Origin of the sequence: Marinomonas flavescens (genome assembly GCF_004352835.1) — a bacterium.
Taxonomy (GTDB): domain Bacteria; phylum Pseudomonadota; class Gammaproteobacteria; order Pseudomonadales; family Marinomonadaceae; genus Marinomonas; species Marinomonas flavescens.
Map to the genome: position 1 here is coordinate 1 of NZ_SJSB01000018.1, position 16,731 is coordinate 16,731.

14 protein-coding genes and 1 rRNA gene are annotated in these 16,731 nt (G+C 40.9%); 12 read left to right on the forward strand and 3 right to left on the reverse strand.

Annotated elements, in window-relative coordinates:
• Positions 1 to 103, forward strand: a 5S ribosomal RNA gene (gene rrf / locus E0D70_RS14985); the annotation flags it as partial.
• A 703-nt stretch (positions 104 to 806) separates the two neighbouring features.
• Here the strand turns inward: rrf and E0D70_RS14990 are convergent.
• A complete protein-coding gene (locus tag E0D70_RS14990) occupies positions 807 to 2,297 on the reverse strand; it encodes a GtrA domain-containing protein (RefSeq protein ID WP_133013093.1) in 1,491 nt (496 codons plus the stop codon).
• A 145-nt stretch (positions 2,298 to 2,442) separates the two neighbouring features.
• Here E0D70_RS14990 and E0D70_RS14995 point away from each other — a divergent pair, with 145 nt between their 5' ends.
• Positions 2,443 to 3,462: a phosphotransferase gene (locus E0D70_RS14995; RefSeq protein WP_133013094.1), complete on the forward strand. Its 1,020-nt coding sequence runs from the start codon at positions 2,443 to 2,445 to the stop codon at positions 3,460 to 3,462.
• Positions 3,463 to 3,471: 9 nt separating this feature from the next.
• Here the strand turns inward: E0D70_RS14995 and hrpB are convergent, their stop codons facing one another.
• Complete coding sequence (gene hrpB / locus E0D70_RS15000) at positions 3,472 to 5,988, reverse strand: ATP-dependent helicase HrpB (protein ID WP_133013095.1); 2,517 nt, start codon at positions 5,986 to 5,988, stop codon at positions 3,472 to 3,474.
• A gap of 48 nt (positions 5,989 to 6,036) precedes the next feature.
• On the reverse strand, positions 6,037 to 6,333 hold the full coding sequence (locus tag E0D70_RS15005; RefSeq protein WP_133013096.1) for a 2Fe-2S iron-sulfur cluster-binding protein: 297 nt from the start codon (positions 6,331 to 6,333) through the stop codon (positions 6,037 to 6,039).
• Between the two features lie 110 nt (positions 6,334 to 6,443).
• On the opposite strand from E0D70_RS15005, the gene E0D70_RS15010 reads away from it, so the two are divergent.
• The 10 genes from E0D70_RS15010 to E0D70_RS15055 all read left to right on the forward strand — a co-directional run bounded on the left by E0D70_RS15010 (position 6,444) and on the right by E0D70_RS15055 (position 16,713).
• The gene (locus E0D70_RS15010; protein ID WP_133013097.1) at positions 6,444 to 7,331 is read left to right on the forward strand and encodes an AEC family transporter; all 888 of its coding nucleotides are present in this window, start codon (positions 6,444 to 6,446) and stop codon (positions 7,329 to 7,331) included.
• Between the two features lie 49 nt (positions 7,332 to 7,380).
• The gene (locus E0D70_RS15015) at positions 7,381 to 7,926 is read left to right on the forward strand and encodes a mechanosensitive ion channel domain-containing protein (RefSeq protein ID WP_133013098.1); all 546 of its coding nucleotides are present in this window, start codon (positions 7,381 to 7,383) and stop codon (positions 7,924 to 7,926) included.
• 89 nt (positions 7,927 to 8,015) lie between these two features.
• A complete protein-coding gene (locus E0D70_RS15020) occupies positions 8,016 to 8,291 on the forward strand; it encodes a hypothetical protein (protein WP_133013099.1) in 276 nt (91 codons plus the stop codon).
• A 118-nt stretch (positions 8,292 to 8,409) separates the two neighbouring features.
• Positions 8,410 to 9,099 (forward strand): ion transporter, encoded by a 690-nt coding sequence (locus E0D70_RS15025; protein WP_133013100.1) that lies wholly within the window; start codon positions 8,410 to 8,412, stop codon positions 9,097 to 9,099.
• 352 nt (positions 9,100 to 9,451) lie between these two features.
• Complete coding sequence (locus E0D70_RS15030; RefSeq protein ID WP_133013101.1) at positions 9,452 to 10,594, forward strand: tyrosine-type recombinase/integrase; 1,143 nt, start codon at positions 9,452 to 9,454, stop codon at positions 10,592 to 10,594.
• An 8-nt stretch (positions 10,595 to 10,602) separates the two neighbouring features.
• A complete protein-coding gene (locus tag E0D70_RS15035) occupies positions 10,603 to 12,816 on the forward strand; it encodes a hypothetical protein (protein WP_133013102.1) in 2,214 nt (737 codons plus the stop codon).
• Positions 12,809 to 14,884, forward strand: a complete 2,076-nt coding sequence (locus E0D70_RS15040) for a site-specific integrase (protein WP_133013103.1) — start codon at positions 12,809 to 12,811, stop codon at positions 14,882 to 14,884. The genes E0D70_RS15035 and E0D70_RS15040 overlap by 8 nt, the downstream gene beginning before the upstream one ends.
• Before the next feature lie 2 nt (positions 14,885 to 14,886).
• A complete protein-coding gene (locus E0D70_RS15045; RefSeq protein WP_133013104.1) occupies positions 14,887 to 15,603 on the forward strand; it encodes a hypothetical protein in 717 nt (238 codons plus the stop codon).
• 112 nt (positions 15,604 to 15,715) lie between these two features.
• Complete coding sequence (locus E0D70_RS15050) at positions 15,716 to 16,276, forward strand: recombinase family protein (RefSeq protein WP_133013105.1); 561 nt, start codon at positions 15,716 to 15,718, stop codon at positions 16,274 to 16,276.
• Positions 16,276 to 16,713 carry a VPA1267 family protein gene (locus E0D70_RS15055; RefSeq protein ID WP_133013106.1) on the forward strand — a complete coding sequence of 146 codons (438 nt, stop codon included), beginning with the start codon at positions 16,276 to 16,278 and terminating at the stop codon, positions 16,711 to 16,713. The genes E0D70_RS15050 and E0D70_RS15055 overlap by 1 nt, the downstream gene beginning before the upstream one ends.
• The last annotated feature ends 18 nt before the right edge of the window (positions 16,714 to 16,731 follow it).

The window sequence follows — 16,731 nt, forward strand, 5'->3', positions numbered from 1 at the left end:
AGAGACGTTGAACCACCTGATCCCATCCCGAACTCAGAAGTGAAAAGCGTCATCGCCGATGGTAGTGTGGGGGATCCCATGTGAGAGTAGGTCGTCGTCAAGCTTATAATTAAGAAAGCCCTGATAGCTAACGCTGTCAGGGCTTTTTTTTGTCTGAAATAAGTCGGGAAAAACACAGAAGGGGCCTAAACCTCCTACGAAAAGTCGTTTCTTGTTCTTCCATTTGCTTGCGCCTGTCTCGTACCTCGACGCGTCAGCACAAATGCAAAACAAGAACCTCTAACATCAAATACCTATAACAGATGAGCAGGGTCAGACCCCTTAAACGTTCGCGCAGAATCTAACCAACCTCATTACTTGCTGTTTAAGGGCTCTGACCCTCGTCGTAACCGCAGAGCTCGTTAGCGCCAAACGCTCTCGTGCTTAGTGCCAAGGTCGCTTCTTATCTTCCATTTACTTGCGCCATCACTTTCTAAAGAACCGTTTCTCGATGCGTCAGCAGCTCTATAAAAAGATACGGCCTACATCAAATGCTCCAAACCAAATACACAGTATTCAACTAACCGCATGATTCAATGTTTAACGGCTATGCCACTAAACTTGTTAGTAGAGTGAGTTTTGTGGGTTGTCTTGAGTGTAATTAGGTTGCTGATCGAGAGATTTCTATGCACAGGCGAGAATAGAGTTTTTTCATTGTTAATAACTTGGGTGCTTATCCACTGATATTTGGGGTTATGAGGTAAAAAAATGGCCTCACTTTTTGAAGTGAAGCCATTTCGTATAATTTCTAGTGTTTAACAGAGTACTTAAGATGGTTCTTGATGGACTAAATTCTCGTCGTCTTTTGCGTAAATGCGTTGCATGTAGATACCGGCAATGGCGAGGAATACCCCTGTTACTGCACTAATGAAGGCAAGAGAAGCAAACCAAATTAAGGCGACTAAGCCAACTGTGGATTTAGGTACTTCAATGGCTTGTTCTTTGTCGCTGATATAGGCAGCGAGACGATAGATTTGATTAGAGTTTACTAAACGGTTGATGTCATGCTTGATAATGCTCTGTTGTTGCTGAATGCCATATATATCGTTATCAATAGCCTTTACTTCAACTTGTATTAGATCATATTGAGCAAGTTGTTTATCCTTTTCTTGTGCTGACCTTGTCGTGGTTGCGCTACGATTTTGACCGGCAAGCTGTAGGACTCTTGCGTAGTTGTTTTGAAAAGAAGAGCGTTTATCTTCGATATCTTGTGTTTGATCTAAAATCTGGTTTTCTAGATACGCAATACGCTCTCGACCAAGGTCAATGCGTTTTTGATAGTCACGACCTAATACCTGTAGCTGATCTTGTAGCTGCTGTTCACTTTGGGTTTGCTTTGCAAGGGCGTCGTCGCCAATAGTTCGGTCAGACACGGTGTAAAGTCGGTCTTCTTTTTCAGAAATTAATTTTCGGTATTTATTTTCCACTTGAGAACGAGTGAAAAAGTTAGCGTCATCCATTTTTTGTTTCATTTCTGCTTTTAGCTGGTTTAGCTCTGTCTGTAGTTTTGCTTTATCTTCTTCTGAGCCGCTAACATAGCTATTGAGGAGTCCTCGCAAACGTTGTTGTAATACATCACGCTCTTTGTCCCAAGCACTATAAATACTTCTTTCTTTTTGATTTAAAACTGTAATTTCTTCTTGGTATTGCTGGATTGCTGAATTATCAGATCCCAATTTGGCTATCTGAGTATTAATATGAGAGCGTTCTCTTGCTAAAATATTGTAGTATGCGTCATTGGCTTTACGGATATTAGATTGATAGTTTTCATCAACTTGTTCTGGATGAATAATATTAATATCTGCTTTCCTGCGATCTAGCACATCAATTTTATCCTGTAATAACAATGCTTCATTTTTCCTATCATCAATAATGATATTTAATCCGGAAAAGTTACGTTCGAAGCCATTCAACATTGTTTCAAAGGTTATGGTTGCAAGAAGGATAAGCCCGATAAAAAATAGAATCCTCCAAGAAAGGTGCTTTGCATACATCATAGCCGTTGCGACTGGTATCTTAGCGGCTTCAACAACGGCAACTAATACAAAAGGCAGGGCGGCAACTAGGATGCTGCTATAGTCACCAAAATTAAGTTCTCGATCTGTTTTGTTTAGTTCGGTATACACCGAGAAAGAGACGATGATAGAAATCAAAAAACCGATGCTTACTGCTAGAATTTCAACAACCCAGGCAAATTTGACCAGCCTTACACCGATGTTAAAAAGTTCTTTATTCGAAAGTTTGTTATGGGGTTCCATGCAAAATTATCCAGACAGACTAGGTTAAATGAAGACTGCTCTCTTCATTGTTTAAAAGCATTACACTACATAGTTACGTACAAATTAATGGCATTTTATCAGTTTATTGTCAGCAATTTGCATTTTATTTGCACAGAGAATACCAATGATTCCAGAAATATTCATTAAGAGACAGTTGAACGCAAACCAAGTTCAGTATTTGGCAAGGGTTCAGTCTTTGTGGAGCGGCTATGGAGAGATAGCAAAATACCAAGTGCAAATGGATAACGAGTCTAAAAGCGTCATTCTGAAGCAGATACACTTACCAGAAAATGTCACCCATGTACGCGGTTGGCATTCTGAATTTGCACATCAAAGAAAGGTTCGGTCGTATCATGTGGAAGCGGCTTGGTATCAGGGGTGGGCCGTTCGATGCTCTGATGAGAGTCGTGTTGCTGAGTGTTATGGCGTGTACTTAAATGAAGAAACGGGAGATCAATACCTGTTGTTGGAAGATTTAGACAGCGTAGGTCTTGCGGAGCGGCATGCACGCTTATCGGTCGAGGACTGTTTGGTGTGCCTTAATTGGCTCGCAAACTTTCACGGTGAATTCTTGCGCCCCATGGAGCGACAAGATGCTGCACCGTCAAGCTGGCCACAGGAACTGTGGCCGATTGGAACTTATTGGCACTTGGCTACGCGAAAAAGTGAATGGCAAGCAATGGCAGAAGATCCATTGAAAACAGAGGCAGGTAGAATGAGTGAACGCTTACTAAAAGCGCAGTACCAGACCTTAGTTCATGGCGATGCTAAAGTTGCGAATTTCTGTTTCTCTGAGGATGGACGACAAGTTGCCGCAGTGGATTTTCAATATGTTGGCGCAGGAATTGGTGTGCAAGACGTCGCTTATTTTCTTGGTAGCGCATTGTCGGAAGAAGACTTAGCGGCGTCGTTACCCTACTTATTAGAGCATTACTTTGCCGAGTTAGGGCAAGCTATTGTGGCACGAGGGGAGTCGCAGGATCTGGCAACGGCAGTGATTGATGAATGGCAGTCGTTGTTTGCCACAGCCTGGGCGGACTTCCATCGCTTTCTTTTGGGGTGGAGTCCTGATCATGTGAAAAACACGGCTTTTAGTCGAGCTATTACTGATCAGGCCTTGGCAGAGTTAACAACATTAGAATGAAGGAGGAGGCTATTGGCCTAGTGCTCGCTTCGTTTTTGCGGTCGCTTGTGCGCTCATTGGGTCATCAGGCCACGGGTGTTTTGGATATCGACCACGCATTTCTTTTTTTACTTCTGGGTAAGCTTCGTGCCAAAAAAAGGGCAGATCTAAGGTAACAGCCAAAGGCCTTTGCGCTGGTGATAGCAGTTCTAATTTTAGGCTTTGTCCGAGCACCGCTGGAGACTGACTCATACCGAAAACTTCTTGCAGCTTCACACTTAACGTCGGCGGCTCATTGGTGTAATCGATTGCGTGGCTGTTACCAGAATCAACTGATAGCCTTTCGGGTACCGCATCGGCGAGTCGTTTTTGTAGCGGCCAAGCAAGGCTGTTGAGCAATATCTGTTTGAGTGCAAGTTTGTTTAGTGTGGCCTGTGTGGTGATGTTGCCCAAATAAGGCCCCAACCAATCCGCTAAGTGAGAGAATAAACCGTCGTCACTCATATCTGGCCACGGATGTTGTTTGTCATGTTGCGCCGCAAACTGCAAACGTGCTTTAAACTGAAGGCTGTCTTTCTCCCAAGGTAATGCGTTCAACCCTGCTTTGCGAATGTGTTCGAGCATGGCGTCTCGGACTTTTTCTGGGGCGAGTTGTTTGGTTTTTTTTCGTTGTATGCAGAGTTTACCAATCCAAGTTTGTTGCTCGCTGATCAAGCGTCCTTCTTGTTTCGACCACTCTAGATGGTCTCGGGTAAGAAACAGGTGAGGGAATGTCTTTTCAGCAGCTTGAATATCAAGCGGTTGTGAGAGAAAGATGCGATCTGCTTCTTGGCCTTGATGACCGCCAATATCGAGCGCTACAAGCCAATCTGATTGCGCGTTGGTATCGTGTTTGTCTAGCGTTGCGATACGGCCATTTGCCAATTTAAAGCGGACTTTATCGGCCTGTTGATCGAGACGCTTACCAATGCGATCCGCAAACGCGCCAGCCACTAACAAACCCAACACAGAGCTTTCTTCTGCGCTGATTGATCGAGCCTCTAATGCTAATTTTTGACTGCGAGCTAACCATTGTTTAACAGAATGTTGGTAGACTGCTTTCGCGCGGCGGCTAGACATGGTTATCTGGTGATTCAACCAATCTAGGCGGCTCTCGAAATCACTTGAGTGTTGCGAGAAAGGGTCACCTTCGGATAAAAGCGCGCAGGCTTGGCACGCTAATTCACTGTGTTGCCATTGCTTCCCTAAAATAAGCAATTGTGCCAAACGTGGGTCTAAACCGAGTTGGGCCATATTTTGGCCATGATCGGTCAGTTCAAAGGTGTCAGTATTTAGGGCATCTAATGAGCGCAACAAGTCTACTGATTGCTGCCAATGGCTCTCTGGCGGTGGCGTTACCCAGTCTAGCTCCAAGCGGTCTTGTGCTCCCCATTTGGCGACTTCTAACGTCAGTGGACTTAGGTCTACGCATTCTATTTGAGGTTGTGCCTGTGATGCCAAACGGGACTGTTGTTCTTCGCTCCACCACCGCAAACAGATTCCCGCTTCGGTTCGCCCCGCACGGCCCATGCGTTGCGTGGTTTCTGCTTGCGTCGCACGACGCGTGTGTAGGCGGGTGGTGGCGGTATTGGCATCAAAGCGAGCTTCTCGGCTCAAACCGCTGTCGATCACAATGCGAATACCATCAATGGTTAAGCTCGTTTGAGCGATGGCGGTGGCTAAGACGATTTTCCGTTCTGGAGCCATCGCTGGCTGGATGACAGCTTCTTGTTCTTTTAGGCTTAACTCTCCATAGAGCGGACGAATTTTAGCCTCAGGGTCGTTGCCTAATCGCTGCTGTAATTGAGTGGCTGCTTGGCGGATCTCTTTCTGCCCCGGTAGAAAGACCAACAAGCTGCCGGTGTGTTCGCGATAGGCTTGATAGGTCAGGCGAACGACTTCGTCCACTACCTCGGCGGTTTTTAAGGATTTATTGCTATAGAGTGTGTCGATTGGAAAGCCGCGGCCGTGGCTGGTCAGAGTAGGGCAGCCCAGACGAGATTCTAATAATGCCGTGTCTAGGGTAGCTGACATGACTAATAGCTTGAGTGGGTCCTCGTCACGGTAGAGTTCACGGGCTTGCAAGCACAGTGCAAACGCCAAATCAGAATGTAGGTTTCGCTCGTGAAACTCATCAAAAATTACCAGAGCGACATTGTCTAAGCTAGGGTCGTCTTGCAGCATACGAGTCAGCACGCCTTCGGTAACGACCAATACTTGTGTCTCGTTGCTTTCTTTTCCTTCATGACGGATACGATAGCCTATGCGCTTGCCCAATGGCTCTTGTAATGAGTCGGCGAGGCGCTTTGCAGCGGTTTTGGCGGCCAAACGACGAGGCTCTAACATCAGAATCTTGCGACCCTTACGCCATGCTTCATTCATTAATTCCAGCGGCACCACAGTGGTTTTACCTGCGCCGGGTGCCGCTTCAAGAATGGCCTCATGGGCGTTATTCAGCTGGGCTTTTAAGGCAGGAATTAAATCGTAAATTGGCAATGAAGGGGACATAGCATAGCTCGTAAAATGACTCCTCTCATGATACTTGTTTTTGACTTGTTATCGAACCTTCACTTTGGGCTCAGCGATGGTTATGTCGGACTGACAACGTGCGATACAGGGTAAAAAGTAGCCATTGGCTAATTCTTTTTGATTTAAGCCTCTTGGCTGTTGTGGCCCATAGTCGATCTTGCCATCGAGCAATGGCGTTAGACAAACACCACAGACACCATTAGTACAGGCATGCTTAATCGGGATATCGTGCCTTATTAACGTCTGCAAAACCGTCTCGTCCTGTGTCGTCGATAGGCTCTGCTTTTCATCAGAGAAGGCAAGGTGAATGTGATTATTGTTCATATTAATATCAGCATTAGGTGGCGAATTCTTAAGCTTAACATCTTCGTAAAATATTGGTGTTTTTCTGTAACAAAGGTAAGCTAGAGTCCTTTTTAATCTAGAGTTGGCATATGGATACGTCAGAATTATTCTTACAGATTCTTAATACTGTTTTCCCGCTGGTGAGTATTGTTCTGGTTGGTTTTTTATACGCTCGTATTCGCCCTACCGATATGACGGTAGCAAACCGAATCAATATGAGTGTATTTATTCCGGCGTTGATTTTCTCGGTAATGGCGACAAAAGAATTCCATATTGCACAATATCAAGGTCTTATCATTGCGGCCGCCGTAGTAGTGCTAGGATCGGGGTTATTAGTATGGCCGCTATGCCGTTTACTTGGCGTATCAGCGAAAACCCTAGTTCCACCTATGATGTTTAATAACAGCGGAAACTTAGGCATTCCATTATTGGTCTTAGCCTTTGGTGAAAAAGCTTTACCGATTGCCGTGGTATTATTTTTAACTGAGAATTTACTGCATTTTACCGTCGGCATGTATTTGTTGGACTCTAAAACGAAGCTTAGAAATATTTTAAAAATGCCGATGATCATCGCCACTATTCTGGGTTTAATTTGGAGTTTACAAGGCTGGACGCTAGTGCCAGCCATTGGTGTATCGGTGGATATGCTTGGTCAAATTTCCATTCCTTTGATGTTGTTTGCGCTGGGTGTGCGTATGACAGAAGTAGATTTAAGTCATTGGAAACTAGGGGTGATCAGTGGCTTCTTATGTCCTTTGAGTGGCATTATTATTGCCATTATCTGGCAGTTAACCGTTGGACTTTCTGCCGAAAACTTTATCTATTTATTGATATTCGCTTGTTTGCCGCCAGCGGTGTTGAATTACATGGTCGCTGAGGTTTTTCAGCAAGAACCTCATAAAGTGGCTTCAATAGTACTGATTGGCAATTTAATGAGTTTGGCCATTGTGCCCGGTGTTTTGTTTTACGTGCTATAAAATAAGATGCATAGACGAGAAAAATGATAAATAACATTAAGAGAAAAAAATGATATTACAGATTGGATTGGTTGTATTACTCATCGTTGGTTTTGTTATTGTTAACCGTATTATAAAAGATAGCATTGCCTTGTTTGGTCAGAGAAAGGCGGTCAGCGATATTCGTGTTAGCTATGTCACCAAGATGCTACAACTGGGTCTTATTGCTATTTGTGTGCTGCTTGCGTGTTTAATCATGGGAGTGGGCTACGGACAATTTGAAGTTTTCTTTTCTTCTGTGTTTGCGGTGGTGGGTATTGCATTATTTGCCCAATGGTCGATTCTCAGCAACATTACCGCGAGCCTGATTATTTTCTTCGGCTTTCCTTATCATGTCGGTGATTGGGTGAAGGTAGTGGATAAAGACGAGGAGATTTTAGGCCAGATTATTGATATATCGAGCTTTCATGTAATCATAAAACGTTTATCTGGGGATGTGGTTACTTATCCGAATAGTTTGATTTTGCAAAAACCAGTTATTCGCTTTATTGATGAAAAAGCCGCTCGCAATATGAGTAAGTTAATGGATCAATTAGAAGAAAAGAAAGGCGTTTAAAATCGAACAAAAAACAATCAATAATTTTAGCTGCTTAGCATTTTGTGTCATAATCACTCTCTCTCGACCTTCAGAATAGAGAGTGTGCTATGCAGTCTGACCCGAAAGCGTTATTAAAGAAAAACAATGAGCTTATTCAATCGGATGTGCTCAAAGTCAAATCACATGTCCAGCGTGCCCAAGATGATTGGATTCTGCATACCTTAATGATCGAAGGCTACGACGTCCCTTTTCGTTTCAAACGCCAAGGCAAATATCGCACATTGCGTGGCGCTCGCGTTAATCTAACCTATTATCCAAGCCAAGAAATGGTTGCCGGTATTCCTATCGAAATCATGAAAGTAGTTCGCATAAAACGGACTTAATTATTTCTCTGATGACCTGTAATAAAAACGATTATTTTCGGTTGGTATGATGAACTAAGCAACGACTTGACGGTCTTTCATGTTGGGTTCTTGTGAGTTTATTTAGGCAGAAAATTTAATGGAAATGAGTCGTTCAGGAAATGCCTTCGCACTGATAAAACGTGTTGAAAAAAGCGTTTGGTTTCAGGGTTTTATTATCAGCATCATTATTATTGCTGCGCTGACGGTAGGAGCGAAAACCTACTCTTTACCCTCCGGTGTCGAGCTGGCGATTAATTACCTAGATACCTTTATCACCGCCTTCTTTTTAGTCGAAGTGAGCTTGCGCTTTTTTGCGTGTGAAGATAAGTGGCGCTTTTTCAAAGACCCTTGGAATATCTTCGATACCATCATTGTTGTCGGCAGTTTGATTCCTATGTCCGAGACCGACATGGTGCTTGTGGCGCGCTTGCTTAGGGTCTTCCGCGTTCTGCGTTTGGTTTCTATTATCCCTGATCTGCGTTTTTTGATTAACGCCTTGATCAAAGCCATTCCTAAAATGGGCTACATTGCCCTGTTGATGTTTATTATCTTCTATATTTTTGCGGCAGTAGGCTCGATCTTCTTTGAGGATATAAACGAAACATTATGGGGTGACATCGCCATTTCCATGCTGACGTTGTTTCGCGTTGCGACGTTCGAAGATTGGACAGATTATCAGAACAGCTATTTGTATAAAAATTTTGTAAACATTTTCTTGGGAAACCTTGTATACATAATTAATTCTAAGATAAATTGTATTCTTGGGTATATAAAATATAAAATATAAAATATAAAAAGAAACGAATAAACGTTCTAACCCTAAAAATTAATGGTTCCTATTTTTAAGCATAAAGTTACACCTATTACACCTATTACACCTATTACACCTATTACACCTCCAATTTATAATGATCATTAAGTACATTAAGTACATTAAATGATTAATTTAATTAATAAGATTTTAGATGATGAAAGTTGTCATATGGTGTTTTTTTGTATTTCCTTTATTTCAAATTTGATTTTTGTTTTTTTTTAGCCTGTTTTAAATGTTTTTATGTGTGTATGTGGGAAATAATTATTTACAAGTGAAGTAATGGGTAATAAGGTTTATAAGAAATATTTTAAATGGTTATTTAGTTTTGAAATTGCAAATGATAAAAAATGTGATAATAAGTGGCATCCAAATTGACACTTATGCAATTCTTGAAGATAGAGTTTATCCAATTATTGAGCCGACTATGTTTTTAGCTCATATGTCTCAAAAAAATTCTAAAGAGTCCGTACGAGCGTATGGGAATGACTTACTGAAATTCTTTCGTGAACTGTCAGAGGTGAATGGCATTAGTGGAATTCTGGGGCAAGACTTTCGTGATGTGACTGATAACGAAATGAACGCATATTTGAATGCGTATCTTCGGAGAAAACACGGATTAAAACTGAAATCAATCAATCGCCATATAGCCACATTGAGGTCATTTTATGATTATGCCTATTCTCATGGGTTGATGGCTGAAAAAAAGAGTTTTTCTTTTTTAGTTCGTTCTGATGAAGTGAAAACGTCTGAGTTAGCAGGTGTTACTAAACAATTCGCTCTTGAATACATGTCAAAAGACGATCTGAAAACCCTTTTAGATAGTGTGCCTACTAACAACTTTTTCAACCGTAAGCGTGATCAACTGGCATTGATGTTAGGGTATTACACCAACTTTAGAACTCATGAGTTAGTTGAAGAAGACAACCTAAAAGTGAGTGATTTGGAAAAGTTAATCACGCTGGATGAGCGCGGTATTCCATCTATTACACGTCCTATGAAAATATATGGTAAGGGTAATAAGTTTAGGGATGTCCGCGTATGGCCTGAGTTAATTCAGCCGCTTCATGAGTTTCTAAAAATGGCGAAACGCGTAGGTGGAACGCACTTAATGTGTAGACAAGATGGTATTTCTCTGACTACTGAAGGTCATGGCACCAAAGCTTTTCGTAGGGCTGTAACGAGCCTTTTATTAAAAGGCGAATTATCTATAGAAGAAGCTGAGTTATGGAGGCAAAGACATTTTCACTGTTTACGAAAATGCTATGCCACGAATGCAGTTACATATTGCTATAGAGAAGGCTACGACAAGCGCTCTTTTGTGACTCGATGGATGGGACATGCTGACCACGCAACAACGGAGGTTTATATCTACTTTGAAGCTCTACTGAATCAAAGGACTTTGACTAATAACGAAATTGATATGAGAAAAATACTGAAAGGTTATCAATCAAAAGACTTTTCGGAGTAAAAGACAGAATGAGCAGTAACGAAGATCTAAAGGTTGGTTTCCAAGATAGCAGCGCGACTATAGCTGATATAAGTGAATCTAGCACAGTTGCTATAGTGAATGTTGGACAGCTCCAACTTAGAAAAATCGAGGCCCCTACAGAGGGATGTTTATCTATCCATTTAGCTATGATTTGTTATATAAACTCCTCTAAATTCAATAAGTTAGAGAAGGCTACAAGAAACAGTGTCACTTTGACTATTTTGAAGTTTTTTGGCTTTCTTAGCTCCTTTAAGGCAGATAAAGAAGTATCGTTCGATTGTCTTAATGTCTTTATTCAGTATCAAGGAAATAACAGTAAAGCCAAAGGCTCAGTCATTTATAATGAGCTTAATAAATTAAAGAATTGCCTACACTGGTGCTTCAATGAAAATAGTCCATTAAGTGATGATACTAAACTCCTTTGCCGTCAGTATTACATGCATGCACATAAAATCCAGCCCCCAGAGAAAACTCCTACTGCCCCGTTATCTAAACTCTTTGCAGAGTGTCCTTATAACGATACACAGCTCTTGGATTCGCTAATAAAACTCTCTATTTGGATTATCAATTATGAAGCTCATTTTCGTAGCGAGGCGCTACAGATACATGGTATTCGTCAGTTAACAGAAGATGTTAGATCCAGAAGTATATATAAATGTCCAATTTCTTTTGCCTCATTTGATGATCAGAATGCAACAAAGAATGAGGCTAGGGCTCTATATGGGACTATCATAATGGAGGCCCGAGATAGTGGTAACTTAGTGCTAAAAGAACGCTTAGTAGCAGATATAAGACATCCATTTAAAGAAAACGTACTAACAGAGGAACAGTTAAATTGGGTATTGGATCGTAGTTTGATGAAAGCTACGAACTGTAAGCATGCTAAATGTCGAAAAGCGTATCAGATAACTCAGGGTGGTAAGAAAAAGTCATATGCGTTAGGTGCATTTAAGTGCTTTTCTATACGGAGTCTGCTTGTACCAACTGACATTGAGTGTTTCGCTATGCAATGTCTGTTAGCTAGCGAGAAAATGAATGGTTCTAGCATTGAAAATCTTAGTTTAGATGATGTGGTGAAAACTTCTCAGGGCATCCAGTTTCAATTTCAAAAGAAGCGTAGGCCTACAAAAAATCAAGTTAATATCACGGCCTTACATCGTCTAGGCTCTACAATTGGCAAAACATATACTCAGTATATAGATGCTAAAAAAGCTGCAAATGAGTACTTCGACTCTGCGGATAAAATTAAATTATTGAGTTATCAAGCTCAATCAACTAAGAACGCATCCCTTGGGTCGATTAGCTTTGGTGCTGCTTCAAATAAATATATTGATATATTACTTACAGAAAAGTCTCAGCTCAGGGGTGAGTTGTTAAAAGCATTCGAAGCTAGCCCAGAAGACTTGGAACCTATATTTTGGCTTTTAGCTAAGGTTATAGAACAAAATAAGAAAGTTGCAGTGCAACAAGCAGAATACGATAGAAAATATAAAAAAAATAATACTGTTAAACGAAGCGATTTAGTATCAAAAAAGTCAATCGGATTAACTACAGAGGTCATCCGTCAGTCTGCCATCATATCGGAAGACGCGAGGTTATTAAGCTCTCCTAATTTATTTAATGATACCAATGTCACCGCACAGTCATCTAACCACTCTCCTAATGTTCATTATGAAGTTTATATCGACCGCTCTACAGCCAAAGAAAAAATAGAGTCTGATAGATTATTTGTATCACGTATCGGCGCACTGATGGTGCAAGATGCAACATTAATGGGGGAGCTTATCGAAAAGACATCTGTACTTGATTATAACCAAGCACTTGAAGTGCTTGGTTTACCTAGGGCAGATAAAAGTACCTCTGAACGCATCTCTAAAAGAATTGACGAGTTAGGCATCAATATTGATTTGATGGACTCATTTCAGACTAATGGCAAGAAAGTCTTCCTTGCTAACAAGACTTCAATAGCACTAATTATTAAATACTTAGAACATATTAGAGATAACTTCGATGAAGTTTTAAACGACGACTCTCCTCAGCTAACTAAAGCTACATTGGCTGTACGAGACTATTTCTACTTTTCCGCCATCCTGCAAAAGTTTCCTACAGAGGTTCGAAAGGAAGGTGAGAAATATGCAGATTCTTTATCTTTTAGTTACGCTAAATTAAGTGATATAGCAGGGGTTGTCACTAATGAATGACAGTAATTTATCGCCAAATCTGGTTGAATTGCATCAGCCTAATGAAGAAGGACTGAGTTCAGGCTTAATCAACGAGATTGGGAGCCTTCAGTTTATAGTTTATGATCCAGTACAGCAGAAAGACTTCAGCTATGACTTATCTCACCCTACTTATGGAAGTAATGACCAAATACGCAGGACGTTAAGTGAGCTATTTATCATGCGTGTTTCTGTAGGACTAGGTTGGTCAAATCCAAGTATTCAATCCTTATCAGGTCGGGTTGGTACGGTTAAAAATTATTTATCGTCTCTCAGAAGGCTCGCGGTGTGGTGGGCTAACAATAAGCCTAATAGCAAACTTTCTGAATGGGATATGAGTGATGTAAAAAGCTTGTTAGAAGATGTACTTGAGAACAAAGTGGATTGGCAGATTGATAAGAATCGAGATCGTTATCAGGCCAAATTGGACGGTGTTGCAAATCGTGGAACTCTTGAAAATATAGTTATTTGTCTCAACGAAAGTGAAAAAGCTGCCTTAATTGGCAAAATACAAGACGGGCTTATTTTTAGAGTTTCTGAGAAACAACAGAAAACGATCGTTCGACCTATTTTAAAACGCCATCAACTAATTTACGAAGATTGGAAAAAGGGAAACAGCTTGCCATCGATTCCCTTACCTGTTGCAATGTTGTTGCTCAATGATGCGATCGAGGTTGTTCGTGATAAGAAAACTGCATTTTTAATAGAATACTTTCAGTTTCAAAGATCTGATATGTATTACTCTCTTAATTCCATTTTCTTACAAGATTCTTTTCAACGATTCTGTGGTGGCTTATGGAGATTTGAAGGCTCAGGAAATGGACCTTCGCTAGATGCAAAACCTAAGGTTGAAGCTTTACTAAGTCTCATTCATAAGTACTATGGCGCTTCATTTAGCTCCTTCCCAATGGCTCATAATGAGATCAATGAATGGTGTTTTAAGGTTTATCAAGCTGCATTAGTAATCCTTCTGCTTTTAACTGGGGCTCGAATCAGTGAATTGGCGAGCATGAAAGCTGGGAGTCTTACTTATAACTTAGATGGAGTGTTCGATTTCAAGTCCGATATTATTAAAACTAACAATGGTATATCAACCGTTAGGGCAGTACATGGCCTTGCAGCTGAAGCTGTGCATACATTAGAGGAATTAAGTTACCTTGATAAATTGAATCAGAATGAAGACATAGATGTCTTTCTATTTGGAAAATTTTTCTCGAAAAAGGTTAAAGAAAAGTCTTTTAATATTGAGACTAGGATACAAGGAGCTTCAAAAGAGACGCTCTTTAATATGCTTAAAGAGTTTTATGTAGAGTTTCTGGAAAGGCACCCAGAGATCAAAGCTATTTGGCCTAATGTTCATCCCCACCAGTTTCGTCATACCTTTGCTGAATTTGCTTTGAGGCGTTTTGATGGCAATGTACATGAGGCTATTCGTCGTCACTTTCGCCATTCACATGGTAGCTTCATGACTAACATCTACTTGTCAAATAAAGTGGATGAAGCATTTTTTTCTGCTCAGGAGACTATGATTCAAGAAATTGCAGAGCAGATGATAAGAGATGCTCGCGACCTTCTTAATCAAAATGATACCGAACCTCGATTTTTTGGTGCTGCAATGAAGGCCGCTCTAGAGTTGTTGGATGCCACGGTCATCTCTTCTGAAGAAGAATTGGAGAGTGTGATTGAAGAATTTGCTGAGGGATTTGAAAAAATAGTCCCGCATGAGTATGGGTATTGTATGCCGCGTACAAAAACAATCTCACAATCTCAGTGTTTCGATAAAGTATCTAAGGTTGCAAAGCTCGAAGATGCTGGCTTTTCTACATGCTCTAGTTGTGTTCATTCTGTGCAAGAAATTAACTCACATGAAGCCTCCATCGTTCAAATTGGTTTGACACATGCACATCAGATGAAATCCATTGAAGCAACAACTAGTTTTAATTTAGAAAACAACAAGCAGTATCAAATTTCCATGAATGCAGTTAAAAATGCTGAGCGCGTACTAAAAAGAATGAATTCAGATAAGATCATTGCGAGTTCTAAGGAATAATCATGAATAACCTTTTCTCTAATCTGTTGGATCAATTTGAAGAAAAAAATGACATAACTCCAGCATGGGCAAATCACAATGCTGTATCTAAGTCAGCCTATGAAGCTGTAATAAAAAAAGCTCAGGAAATTGAAGAGAGACTGAAGAAAACGCCACGAGACCTTATGGATAAGCTTCTTGTAGCAGAAAAGCAAATCGTTGTAGCAGGATTAGCTAAGGAGATAGGTTGCTCCCGTGCTGCTTTAGTGAAGTCTCGAAGACCCGAATTAATTGCATTGATCGATAAGACCAATGTTAAGTTGTCAGCACATTTTGAAATTAACACTCAACGTAAAAGTCGTGACCGAAAGCCTAGAAAAGATGAGTTAGAAGCAAGATGCGATCAACTAAAGAAAGAGGTTGAGGAACTTAGGCAGCTTAAAGTGAGTGCCTTGATTGAAGACTTTTTTTCTAGCAATGTTTCTGAAGAACAAAGAGGGTTAGTAAACAAATTAGAAGTCGCTCAACTTGATCTAAAAGAATACAAAGAGAAATCATTTAACCAAAATGAAACGATTCGGAGTTTAATGAAACAAACAGATGTGTCTCGAACTCAACTACAAGCAGTAAAGGTTGAGCTTGACGTACTAAAGACACAACTGAATAGTGAAAAAATGCAAAATGAAGCACTTGAGCGACGGGTTGAAAATCTACTGCATCAGTTGAATACTAAGAGCTAATAATCGTACTAAAGATAATAAGATAAATAAATACATGTACTTATTTGTTTTATTTGATAATAGTACACACATCAATTCATAATGTACTAAAGTTATAACTTTGGTACATCTAATGTCTCATCTAGTTGGTTACGCTCGTGTAAGCACAATTGTTCAAGATCTAAGTTCTCAAGTCGCTGCTCTAGAGAACGCAGGGTGTCAGAAAATATTCTCAGGAAAATACAGCGGCAACTCAAAAGATAACGATGCTCAGCTTCAATCTCTGATTGATTATGTACGTGATGACGATGTCGTTGTTGTAACAAGGCTAGACAGGCTTGGGCGTTCCCTAAAAGCTATTTTACGAACCATCGACAAAATTCATGAAAAGAATGCCTCCCTTAAAACGCTGGATGGCTCTTTAGATACTTCCCAACGAACTGCTCTATCACAAGCGATGGTTTCACTCATTGGTGTTTTTGCTCAGTTAGAACGTGACTTGATTCTTGATAGAACAAGCGAAGGTCGAGCTGCGGCCATAGAAGCTGGTAAGCATATGGGAAGGCCTCCTAAAATCAGTGAGAACGAAAGAGAGCAAATACGCAAGCGTCTCAAATCTGAGAGCGTTTCCAAACTCTCACGTGAATTCCAGGTAAGCAGGCAGACTATCATGCGGATAAGGGGTGAAAAGTAATGGCTAACGGGCAGCAAAAAGCACAGCAAAGCGTCGACTCTTTTGAAGTTTGGAAGGCTACCCAATCGGATGATGACTTTCTTCAAATTGTCCACAGAGGACAGTTAAAGCGTGGCGAAGTTGCTAAAGCCATTGGTTGTGGAAAATCGGCGCTGACACAGAATCCTATTCTAAGAGAAGCTCTTGAGAAACTTGAGACCGAGTTAAGGATTCGTGGTGTGTTGCCGCCGTTCACAGCTGAGTCTGAAACATCGAAATCTAGCCCAAAAGAATACGATGCTAGTCAAGCCTCTAGGCAACTGGAGTCTAGAAGGTTATCTCAATTAGAGGCTGAAAACATCGAACTTAAAGCCAAGGTTAGAGCATTAGAGTCTCGTCTGGAACGCTTCGGTGAGTTGTCTGAAACCTTGTCTGAGATGGGGTTTATGCCTAGATGAATAATGATATTCAGGAAG

Bases quoted from the DNA above. Each gene is read 5' to 3' on its own strand.
- E0D70_RS15015 (WP_133013098.1), top strand. From the start codon at position 7,381: ATGATATTACAGATTGGATTGGTTGTATTACTCATCGTTGGTTTTGTT.
- E0D70_RS14990 (WP_133013093.1), bottom strand. From the start codon at position 2,297: ATGGAACCCCATAACAAACTTTCGAATAAAGAACTTTTTAACATCGGT.
- E0D70_RS14995 (WP_133013094.1), top strand. From the start codon at position 2,443: ATGATTCCAGAAATATTCATTAAGAGACAGTTGAACGCAAACCAAGTT.
- E0D70_RS15050 (WP_133013105.1), top strand. From the start codon at position 15,716: ATGTCTCATCTAGTTGGTTACGCTCGTGTAAGCACAATTGTTCAAGAT.
- E0D70_RS15045 (WP_133013104.1), top strand. From the start codon at position 14,887: ATGAATAACCTTTTCTCTAATCTGTTGGATCAATTTGAAGAAAAAAAT.
- E0D70_RS15025 (WP_133013100.1), top strand. From the start codon at position 8,410: ATGGAAATGAGTCGTTCAGGAAATGCCTTCGCACTGATAAAACGTGTT.
- hrpB (WP_133013095.1), bottom strand. From the start codon at position 5,988: ATGTCCCCTTCATTGCCAATTTACGATTTAATTCCTGCCTTAAAAGCC.
- E0D70_RS15040 (WP_133013103.1), top strand. From the start codon at position 12,809: ATGAATGACAGTAATTTATCGCCAAATCTGGTTGAATTGCATCAGCCT.
- E0D70_RS15035 (WP_133013102.1), top strand. From the start codon at position 10,603: ATGAGCAGTAACGAAGATCTAAAGGTTGGTTTCCAAGATAGCAGCGCG.
- E0D70_RS15005 (WP_133013096.1), bottom strand. From the start codon at position 6,333: ATGAACAATAATCACATTCACCTTGCCTTCTCTGATGAAAAGCAGAGC.
- E0D70_RS15010 (WP_133013097.1), top strand. From the start codon at position 6,444: ATGGATACGTCAGAATTATTCTTACAGATTCTTAATACTGTTTTCCCG.
- E0D70_RS15055 (WP_133013106.1), top strand. From the start codon at position 16,276: ATGGCTAACGGGCAGCAAAAAGCACAGCAAAGCGTCGACTCTTTTGAA.
- E0D70_RS15020 (WP_133013099.1), top strand. From the start codon at position 8,016: ATGCAGTCTGACCCGAAAGCGTTATTAAAGAAAAACAATGAGCTTATT.